Here is an 8,961-nt window from a genome sequence, read left to right as displayed (position 1 = left end):
TCGCGCTCACCGCCGGTCCGGGAAGAATTTTCCCGGACCAGCGGGTGACCGCACCACTCAGGCGAAGATTTCGTCGAGGGTTGTGGCGGTGAGGACGCGGGTGGTCCAGGTGCGGAGTTCTGGAATTCCCTCGATCTGGATGGTGTGGATCGTCGCCGGGGAAAGTGTCCCGAACTTGGCGGTGAGCAGTTCGATCAGCGCTTCGGCATAGCCTCTGACATAGCCTTCGACATAGCCCTCGCAATACCATCTGACATAGGTTCCGCCATAGCCTTGGGTGTGGAGTTGTTCGACAGCGAGTTCGAGGACCTCCTTCGCGCGTGGATCGAGTCGATCGGTAAGTTCGGTCCTTGTTCCAGCGGCTTCCACAGCGAACATCTGGTGACCCCAATTTCATCGTGCCGGTGGAAGCCTCGAATGTCTTCAATTCCGGCTTTCGCTTGTGTAGGTTGAACGGCTGGATGCTCGAACTGTAGGCGAACACGGCGTCTAGTTCAGTGGTCGCTTCAGCGATCCCGCAGGAGGTGTAGGCGGGAACGGAAGTGCGTGTCGTGCAGACTCGATGGGGCGGTGGGCATGGGCGCGAAACCGCACGTCCGGTGCGACAGTCGATCAGAGATCGTGCCGGACAGACCGATGCGGGGTTACCCCGGCGTGGCCCGTTCCACTCATCGATGATTCCCAGGTGCCCTCGCACTGTGTTCGAGGTGGCACCTATGGAGTCTGGTGTCGGGTGGATCAGACGAAGATTTCGCCGAGGGTGGTGGCGGTTAGGACACGGGCGGTCCAGGTCTCGATCTGAGTAAGTTGGCCGGTCCGGATCGTGTGGATAGTTGCCGGTGGAAGGGCGCCGAACCTGACGGTGAGCAGGTGGGTCAACACTTTTGCAGCGCCCTCGACCTGGCCTTCGGCGCGGAGTCGTTCAGCGGTCGTCATCAGGGCCTCCTTAGCGCGTGGACCGAGCCGGTCGATCAACAGATCGAAATCGGCCTCGGCGAAATCGCCGACCAGCAAAATATAGGTCATCACGACCTGCAGTTCCGCGATACCGTCCGGACCCGAGGCGAGGACGCGCAAGTCGTCGATCAGCTTCAGAATATCCGATCTCGGGTCGGTATTCCGTGGCGCGATCTTGTGCAGGGCGAGCATGACGCGCGTCGCCGGGGTCAGGTCTCGGGCCAGGAGTGCGGGCAGATCGAGGGCGGCGACGTCATCGAGGAGAAACCGCAGGCGTGGCAGGTATGGGGCCAGGGCAGCCCGCGCGGCCGGGTCGAGGTCGATCAACTCCGATAGTTCGGTCGGGGCGTTCCAGCGGCGGCCGGTGCCGTTGCTGTGCACGACCAGCGGCAGCACTGCGGGCGGGGTCTCCTGGTCCGGATACTGGTGACGGTGCTGGTTCCATATGTTGACCAGATATTCCATGATCCGCAACGCCATGAACCGGTCGCTACGGCTCTGATGCTCGACGAGGAGATAGATGTAGGCGGTGTGGCCATCGAGGCGGGTGCGGTACAGGATGTCGCTGAAGCGGGAATCGAGTTGGTCGGAGACGAAGCTGACGGGTTGTAGTTCCATACGGTCCCAGTCGATCCGGCCGATCAGGGGTTCCGGGATCGTGTCGCGGATTTCGCTGGCGGCGTTGGCGGGGACGGACAAGACGCGCCGGAAGTACGCGTCGTGCGGACTCGATGGGTTGGCGGGCACGAGCGCGAAAGCTACATCGGATGTCGGTCGCCTATCTCGGGGTTGCGCCACACGGTCCGATCGGATCGGGGTGTCTCGTAGCGACGGGTCCGCGCGTCGTCGATGACGACCCTTGATCGGCGGGTTGAGTTCCGGCATGGGCCGATTCGTCGGTGTGCGTCGGACTCGGCCGCTTCATTCCTCGGGAGGGGCGACGGAGTATGTAGCCCGCGACGCGGTCCGCCGCTTCGCGAGTGGACGCAGCAGATAGCGCCGGCGGCCTACAGTTGTGCGGTTCGAGGCTGCACCACGATTGCCGCGCATCGGTACCAGCGATCGATCGTGTCGCCTTCGTTGCCCATGTACCCCGCCGATTCCGTGGCGAACAGCTGGTGCGCGGATTCCTCTGTACCGGAGCATATCTCGACTTCGGAAATCGAGATGTCGACCGGTGACCCGGCATTTCCCGACCGGTCGATCCACCATGTCAGCGTGGCGTTCGAACCGAAATCCTCGCCCAATCGCGCCGTTTCGATCCGATCGGGGTGGTCGACGGGAAGGGCTCCCTCGTGTGCCTCGTATTCGAAGCCCTCGAGTCGATCCCACCCGAACCCGCGCCGGGAATACCGGTGATCGAGGAGATGGACGAGCCGGAGCGGTGGACGGGACGCGGGTCGGCCGTCCCGGAGCCGGGTCGGCACCGGTATCGGTGTGGAGAAATGCTCACGTAGGTGTCCTGCCGGTGCGGCGACCGCCGTCTGATCGCCGCTCGCCGCAGTGCGTCCACTCGCGATCAGGTTGTAGGTCAATGAGATTCGGAAACCATCGGTCACCGGTAGTGCCGCCTTGTGGTGACAGTCGGCGCAGAAGGCGAGGACCCCGAGCTCACCCGGCGATCCCCGGTCGCTCGCCTTCTCGCCGCGATGCTCGACCACCGATTCCCCGCCCGTGAAATCCGAGGGCAGCGTCACCACCAGGGTGCCGATCCAGGAGTTCGCTGATCGCACCCGAGGTCTGGTCTGTCATCTACATTTCCGATGCTGGTGAATCTCGGTACAGCCGGATATCGTCCGGCCGGGTACCCGATCGGTGGCTAGGCCAGAAGGTAGTCGTGGCCTCCGACAGGACTCCGAGCCTCGGTCGGGCCGACCGACGGCCACCCGGAGCTGCGTGGACTAGACTCGGACGGGTCGCTCCTGCTCAGCGAGGTTGGAGGTGTTCCGATGGCGATGCCCATGCCGACTCCCAAGTCCGACCGTTGGACTGCCGCGGATCTCGATCAGATGCCCGAAGACGGACTCCGGTACGAGGTGCTGAATGGCCAGCTCGTCGTGAACGCTTCTCCGAAACCACGTCATCAGTGGTTGATCAAATGGCTGGAGCGGTCGCTGGATCGCGCCCTGCCCTCCGATTACGTCGTCCTCCAAGGTGTGGGTGTGTTGATCGGGGACGATCAGCCGATACCCGATCTCGTGGCGGCCACGGGCCCGATACCGATGGACGCACGTGGCATTCCTGTCGAACAGGTCGAACTCGCGGTGGAAGTCGTATCGAAATCGACGACGCTCCAGGATCGAATGGTCAAGCCGGTTCTGTACGCCGAAGCGGGGATCCCCAACTACTGGCGGTTCGAGATCAATCCCTTCAAGGGGCAACTACCGGGTGAGTCGTTGCCGGTCCTGTTCGCCTACGTCCTCGGCACCGACAAAACCTATGAGCCGACCCGCCGCGTCGCCGCCGGTGAGACGGTGACGCTGCGCTCGCCTTTCGAGTTCACCGTCGACCCGGCATCGCTCATGCCTTGACCGAAGTTCCGGCCGCTGGTCGCCTAGCGGGGAAGTTCGCGGGTGGGGGCGAGGTTCAGGAGTTCGTCGACGGACCACTGGTCGTCGGCATGGTCGCCGTGCTTGGAAGCGAGTACCCGGCCGTCGGGGGCGATGAGGAAATCGGCGGGTAGGCCGAGGCGTCCGCCTTCCGGGGTGGTGGGTGGGCGGATGTGGCCGGGGGTGCGGGCAGCGCGGAGTTCGGCGGCGACGGCGCGGACGATCGTCGGCCAGGCCCGAGGGTTCAGGAGGGCGCGGGGTGCGGATTCGACGCCGAATTCGCGGTAGAGGGTTCGGGTGGGGTCGGCGATCACCGCGAAGGGGAGGTCGGCGGTGTATTTGCGTAATTCCACCGCGCTGGAATGGAATACGACGACCTCGCGGATATCGGCGGCGTTGATCTCGTCGTGCCTGGCGGCGATGGAGCGCAGGTGCAGATTGCACACGGGGCAGCCGGCGAATCTGCGGAATTGCAGGTGGATCACGCAGTCGGGATCGGGGACGGGTACCGGGGCGCCGGAGATGGCGGTGAGGGTGCGGGCTGGGATTCGGACGGGCAGGGACATCGGTTTCCTTCCGTAGGTGTATCACGTACGCCTACGACCAGTATGCGCGTACCTTGTACGCTGTCAACCCGTGCCACGTCCCCGTTCCCTGACCACCGCCGATCTCGCCACCGCCGCACTCGCCGTGATCGACCGCGACGGGCTCGCCGCGCTCACCATGCGGGCGGTCGCCCAGGAATTGCGCATGGCGACCATGGCGCTGTACCGCTACGTCGCCGACCGGGAGCAGTTGGAAGTGCTCGTCGTCGACCTGGTGATGGACCCGCTCGACCTGTCACTGCCCGCCGGAACCGACTGGCGCGACCGCTTGTCGCTGCTGCTGCACCGCATGCGAGACGCGGTCGCGGCGCATCCCGAAACCGTTCCGCTCGTCCTGCGGCACCGACAGGCGTCGGTGGCGACGATGCGCTACATCGAGACCACGCTGGCGGTCCTCACCGACGGCGGATTCGACGGCGCGGCGCGGGTGATCGCCCAGCGCGCGATCATCTCTTTCCTGCTCGGATTCCTACAGAACGAGCACTACGCCTCCCTGCGGGGCCCGGGAACGGCGGCGATGGCGGCGATGTCGACCGACGAGTTCCCGCTCCTGGTCCGCACCGCCGGGGAGGCGCGTTCGATATCGGTGGACGACGAATTCCGCGGCGGTGTGGAGATCGTGCTGCGCGGACTCCGACCGCCCGACTGATTCGAGACACGCCGGGGATCATTCGACGCGCGAATTCATGTCGATATCAGATCAATCGCGGTCGGGAGAACCATTGTTTGGCGGATTTGCCCGCGAGCAGACAAGCGATCGTGACGCCGGTGACGATCCCGAGCAGGCCGGGTGGCTGCATTGTTGCCATGCCGCCGAGACTGAACAAACCTTGTAGCGAGGCCACGACGATCGCGGTGATCCGCAGCCCGTTCTTGCCGCTACCGAAATTGAACGCGCATCCGCTCAGGCCTATCGGCAACAGAAATCCCGCGGCGATCTGTCCGGCGAATTCGCCCCCGCGCGCCGCCATGGCGACCCCGATGAGAACGATGCCGAGCGCACCCATGATCCACGCGATGATCTGCGCCGTCCTGACGGTGCCCGGCATCGTGGCCAGGTGTGAAGACCAGGGATCGCCGTACTGTCCGCCCGTCATGTGCGGTGGGGTCGGGATACCCGCGTACCGATCCGGTGGATACTGCGACGAATCGGTGCTCGGATATGGCGGATAGTCTTCGTAGGGCATGGGTTGCTCCTCTGTGGTGCCGTCGACACCATTGCTGTATTCGATGCGGGAAGCGCTCGTCTCTCCGCGAGGGTCCGCACGACGGCGAATCCGAAATACCGTTGTGCCGAGCTCTATACGGAATTTGCCGCGCGTAGTCCGTGCACCGCGATAAGACAGCGGTCATCGAAGGCGCCTCGGCCCGAGCGATACATCTGAGAATCTCCCCGTGTGAACGACTCCGATGACGGAGCCGTTTCAGATCATGATCGAAAACATCCGGATTGTCCATCTCGGCACTGGGTTTCGGTGGGTCACTGTCGTTCGGTGGACAGCGCCAGTGCTCGATACAGCCAGTGGTGTGCCGCGCCCGCGGACAGGAGTCGGCGGCGCAGGCGCGGCGAATCGGGTTCACCCCTGGCGGCGGCGTGCGCGGCGAGGAAGCGATCGAGTTCGGCTCCCGATCGCGGCGCGATCCGCGCCTCGACCAGGGGGCCGACGACCTCACAGGCTTCGGCCACTCCGGTGATCAGCGCGCGTTTGTCGCCGACGTCCGTATCGTCGATCCGCCACAGCTGACGTGTCATGGCGTGTGCCATCGCCGGATCGGTGATCGTGGTGGCGAGTTCGGCGTAGGCGAGGACGTGCGCGGCGGTGGGATTCGCGGGCGGGGCGGGAATATTCATCGAGACGAAACCGTCGAAGGTCGCGGACGGCAGCGGGGCGAGCAGCCGACTCCAGAACGCGACGAGTTCGTCGTAGGCGCCGTGACGATCCTGCACGGCCGCGAGCTGGGCCACCCTTGTCGCCCGCTCGGCGGGTGTCGCGTTCTCGACGGCGAGCAGCGAAGCCCGTCGCCAGGTGAGCGCACCCAGCTCGGTATCGAGCGCGCGACGTTCCGCGGCGAGGGCATCGGTGATCGACACCGCTGCCGGATTCGACATGGGACCACCCGTCGCTGTGCGCCGAGTGGCGCGTGCGCGACGTCGTCGCGCACCTGGTGCTGTCCGCCGATGCCGATATCGCGACGATTCTGAAGGGCCTGATCCGCGCGCGGGGCAACTTCGACCGGCTGGTCCGCGATACCGCGATCCGCCACGCCGATGACCGCACCACCGCGCGGTTGCGCACCGAGCTGCGCGCCACCATCGACGCACGCTCCACCCCGCTCGGAACCACCCCCACCGATCGCCTCATGGATCTGCTGGTCCACGGCCAGGACATCGCGATACCGCTCGGAATACGCAGGCAGATGCCGGTCGTCGCCGCGCGAACGGCCCTGGACCGCGTATGGGGTACGGCCAGGCCGTTCCGTGCCCGCGAGAAATTGGGCGGCTACCGTCTGATCGCCACCGACTGTGCCTGGGCAGAAGGTGAGGGGGACCGCGTCGAAGGTCCCGTCGACGCCCTGCTCCTGCTGACCACCGGCCGTGAGACCGCCCTGGAACGGCTCACCGGCGACGGCGCGGCACAATCGCGCGCGGTCCGGGATCGAGCGCGGTAGGTGGACGAACGGTCCGTTCCGTGTGGGCGCGGACCGTTCGGGCGGCCCGTCAGTCCTTCAACTCACCGGCCAGCCGCCACGATTCCCGCTCGGCGGTGAACGCGTCGGCCTGCACCGCGCGGAATTCTTCGATGGACGCGGCGTTGTCGGCCAGGAATCGCCGATAGTCCGCCAAACGGAATTCGCCGTCCTCGGAGTTGACATCCACCTTGCCCGCGGCGAAATCGGCTCGCATGTCCATGAGTTCGTCGGCCTCCACCGGATACCAACTGATCCGGTCGAAATACCGCAGCAGCCAAGGGGATTCGGTGGCGCGGTGGTTCCACACCTGGGTGGTGCGTCCGACGAACTGGTAGCCGCCAGGGCCTTCCATACCGTAGATGCACAGGTAGGCGCCGCCGATGCCGACGGCGTTCTCCGGGGTCCAGGTGCGGGCGGGGTTGTATTTCGTGGTGACCAGGCGATGGCGCGGGTCGATCGGAGTCGCCACCGGCGCACCGAGATAGACGTCGCCGAGGCCGAGAACCAGGTATTCGGCGCCGAATACCGTGGCGTAGACGTCGTCGACGGTGGTGAGACCGTTCATCCGGCGGATGAATTCGATATTCCACGGGCACCACGGCGCGTCGGAGCGGACACCGTGCATGTAGCGGGTGATCGCCTCCCTGGTGGAAGGGTCGTCCCAGGACAGGGGGAGGTGGACGGTGCGGCTCGGCACCACGAGTTCGTCGGCGGCGGGCAGATGCTGTTCGGCTTCGGCAAGCAAACGCAGCAGCGTGGGAATCGGCAGCACCCCGGGGTCCACCCGGATCTGGAGTGAACGCACGCCGGGGGTCAGTTCCGTCACCCCGCGCACACCTGCCGCCAGCAGATGTTCGTGGAGGGCGTGCACGCGGGCGCGCAGGCCGAGATCCAGTGTCATCGCGCCGTATTCGACGAGGACACCGTCATCGCCCGCTCTGCGGTAGGTGACGCCGATCTCGTCGTCGACGTCGGCGCGGCGCAGTACGCCGTCGTCACCGTCGCCGCCGACCGAAAGCACCGAAGGCCAGGCCGCACGCCTGCCCGCGCCCAGCGCTGCCAGTGGGGCCGCGTGTTCGCGGCGGATGGGGACGAATCGCACGGCGTCGCCTGGTGCGAGCTGACCGAGTTTCCAGCGTTCGGCCGCGACCACGGTGACCGGGCAGACGAAGCCGCCCAGGCTCGGTCCGTCCGGACCGAGCAGGATCGGGGTGTCGCCGGTGAAGTCCAGCGCGCCGACCGAATACGCGGTGTCGTGGATATTCGACGGGTGCAGACCGGCCTCGCCGCCATCGGTCCTTGCCCATTCCGGTTTGGGGCCGATGAGTCGGACGCCGGTGCGGTCGGAATTGAAATGCACCTCGTAATCGGTGCCGATGATGGTGTCGAAATCTGCGCGGGTGAAGAACTCCGGTGCGCCGTGCGGTCCCTCGGTCACCGCCAGTTCCCAGCGACGGCCGAAGACCGGCTGATCGCCCATCGGTACCGCGGGCGCGATCCGCCGGGTGGGCGCGCCGAGCGGCAGCCGCTCCCCGGCGCGCAGCGCGCCACCGGCGCTGCCACCGAATCTGCCGAGGGTGAATGTCGCGATACTGCCCAGGTATTCGGGCAATTCGATGCCGCCCTCGATGAGCACGTAGGTGCGCATACCGGGTCCGAGGACGGTGCCGATATCGAGAACGCCACCGGCGGGCACCAGTACGGTGCGCCACAGTTCGACGGGCACGCCGTCGACGGTCACCGCCGCCGGAGCGCCGGTCACGCAGACCCACCTGGCTTCGGCGAATCGCAGCGCGGGACCGCCGAGGGTGCATTCGAGCCCGCCCGCGCCCTCGGCATTGCCGAGCACCCGGTTGCCGAGCCGGAACGACAGATCGTCCATCGGCCCCGACGGCGGCACGCCGACATGCCAGTAGCCGACGCGGCCCGGCCAGTCCTGCACGGTGGTCAGCATGCCGGGACGTACGACCTCGACGCAGGCTGCCTCGGCATCTTCGACGCCGACTTCGCCGGTCTCGACCCCGATAGCTCCCATTTCGGTTGCCCCGATCGAGGGGGCCTCGACATCGGTGGCCTCGGTGGCGCCCGAGACTGCCGCACCGATGCGCGCGCCGGACGAATCGACCGCGCCCACATCGGTTCCGGACAGCCGCACATCC

10 protein-coding genes are annotated in these 8,961 nt (G+C 66.2%); 3 read left to right on the top strand and 7 right to left on the bottom strand.

The features are described 5' to 3' along the window. Positions 1-57: 57 nt before the first annotated feature. The 3 genes from DAT37_RS32655 to DAT37_RS32645 all read right to left on the bottom strand — a co-directional run bounded on the left by DAT37_RS32655 (position 58) and on the right by DAT37_RS32645 (position 2,690). On the bottom strand, positions 58-378 hold the full coding sequence (locus tag DAT37_RS32655) for a hypothetical protein (protein ID WP_109528751.1): 321 nt from the start codon (positions 376-378) through the stop codon (positions 58-60). Between the two features lie 360 nt (positions 379-738). Beyond that, the gene (locus tag DAT37_RS32650; RefSeq protein WP_157978820.1) at positions 739-1,704 is read right to left on the bottom strand and encodes an Rpn family recombination-promoting nuclease/putative transposase; all 966 of its coding nucleotides are present in this window, start codon (positions 1,702-1,704) and stop codon (positions 739-741) included. Positions 1,705-1,964: 260 nt separating this feature from the next. Continuing rightward, on the bottom strand, positions 1,965-2,690 hold the full coding sequence (locus tag DAT37_RS32645) for a hypothetical protein (protein WP_109528749.1): 726 nt from the start codon (positions 2,688-2,690) through the stop codon (positions 1,965-1,967). Positions 2,691-2,906: 216 nt separating this feature from the next. Here DAT37_RS32645 and DAT37_RS32640 point away from each other — a divergent pair, with 216 nt between their 5' ends. Further along, entirely contained in the window at positions 2,907-3,488 is a 582-nt protein-coding gene (locus DAT37_RS32640) for a Uma2 family endonuclease (protein ID WP_232840147.1), read from the top strand. Positions 3,489-3,511: 23 nt separating this feature from the next. On the opposite strand, the gene DAT37_RS32635 is transcribed toward DAT37_RS32640, so the two are convergent. Next, positions 3,512-4,072, bottom strand: a complete 561-nt coding sequence (locus DAT37_RS32635) for a peroxiredoxin-like family protein (protein WP_198654553.1) — start codon at positions 4,070-4,072, stop codon at positions 3,512-3,514. A gap of 70 nt (positions 4,073-4,142) precedes the next feature. Here DAT37_RS32635 and DAT37_RS32630 point away from each other — a divergent pair, with 70 nt between their 5' ends. Continuing rightward, positions 4,143-4,760 carry a TetR/AcrR family transcriptional regulator C-terminal domain-containing protein gene (locus tag DAT37_RS32630; RefSeq protein WP_109528748.1) on the top strand — a complete coding sequence of 206 codons (618 nt, stop codon included), beginning with the start codon at positions 4,143-4,145 and terminating at the stop codon, positions 4,758-4,760. Between the two features lie 46 nt (positions 4,761-4,806). On the opposite strand, the gene DAT37_RS32625 is transcribed toward DAT37_RS32630, so the two are convergent. Next, complete coding sequence (locus tag DAT37_RS32625) at positions 4,807-5,298, bottom strand: hypothetical protein (protein ID WP_109528747.1); 492 nt, start codon at positions 5,296-5,298, stop codon at positions 4,807-4,809. 293 nt (positions 5,299-5,591) lie between these two features. Then, positions 5,592-6,221 carry a hypothetical protein gene (locus DAT37_RS32620; protein WP_109528746.1) on the bottom strand — a complete coding sequence of 210 codons (630 nt, stop codon included), beginning with the start codon at positions 6,219-6,221 and terminating at the stop codon, positions 5,592-5,594. A gap of 32 nt (positions 6,222-6,253) precedes the next feature. Between DAT37_RS32620 and DAT37_RS32615 the strand changes: the two genes are divergently transcribed. Further along, on the top strand, positions 6,254-6,781 hold the full coding sequence (locus DAT37_RS32615; protein WP_232840146.1) for a maleylpyruvate isomerase family mycothiol-dependent enzyme: 528 nt from the start codon (positions 6,254-6,256) through the stop codon (positions 6,779-6,781). A 49-nt stretch (positions 6,782-6,830) separates the two neighbouring features. Here DAT37_RS32615 and DAT37_RS32610 read toward each other — a convergent pair whose 3' ends face one another. Further along, complete coding sequence (locus tag DAT37_RS32610; RefSeq protein WP_109529100.1) at positions 6,831-8,837, bottom strand: 5-oxoprolinase/urea amidolyase family protein; 2,007 nt, start codon at positions 8,835-8,837, stop codon at positions 6,831-6,833. Between the last annotated feature and the right edge of the window lie 124 nt (positions 8,838-8,961).

Source organism: Nocardia aurea, assembly GCF_003123685.1.
GTDB lineage: Bacteria > Actinomycetota > Actinomycetes > Mycobacteriales > Mycobacteriaceae > Nocardia > Nocardia aurea.
The sequence above is the reverse complement of the archived record's forward strand: the minus strand, read 5'-3'. Positions and strand labels throughout refer to the sequence as shown.

What these genes read in the sequence shown, in the direction of transcription:
- DAT37_RS32655 (WP_109528751.1), bottom strand. Translation starts at nt 378, where the DNA reads ATGTTCGCTGTGGAAGCCGCTGGAACAAGGACCGAACTTACCGATCGA.
- DAT37_RS32640 (WP_232840147.1), top strand. Translation starts at nt 2,907, where the DNA reads ATGGCGATGCCCATGCCGACTCCCAAGTCCGACCGTTGGACTGCCGCG.
- DAT37_RS32635 (WP_198654553.1), bottom strand. Translation starts at nt 4,072, where the DNA reads ATGTCCCTGCCCGTCCGAATCCCAGCCCGCACCCTCACCGCCATCTCC.
- DAT37_RS32625 (WP_109528747.1), bottom strand. Translation starts at nt 5,298, where the DNA reads ATGCCCTACGAAGACTATCCGCCATATCCGAGCACCGATTCGTCGCAG.
- DAT37_RS32620 (WP_109528746.1), bottom strand. Translation starts at nt 6,221, where the DNA reads ATGTCGAATCCGGCAGCGGTGTCGATCACCGATGCCCTCGCCGCGGAA.
- DAT37_RS32610 (WP_109529100.1), bottom strand. Translation starts at nt 8,837, where the DNA reads ATGGGAGCTATCGGGGTCGAGACCGGCGAAGTCGGCGTCGAAGATGCC.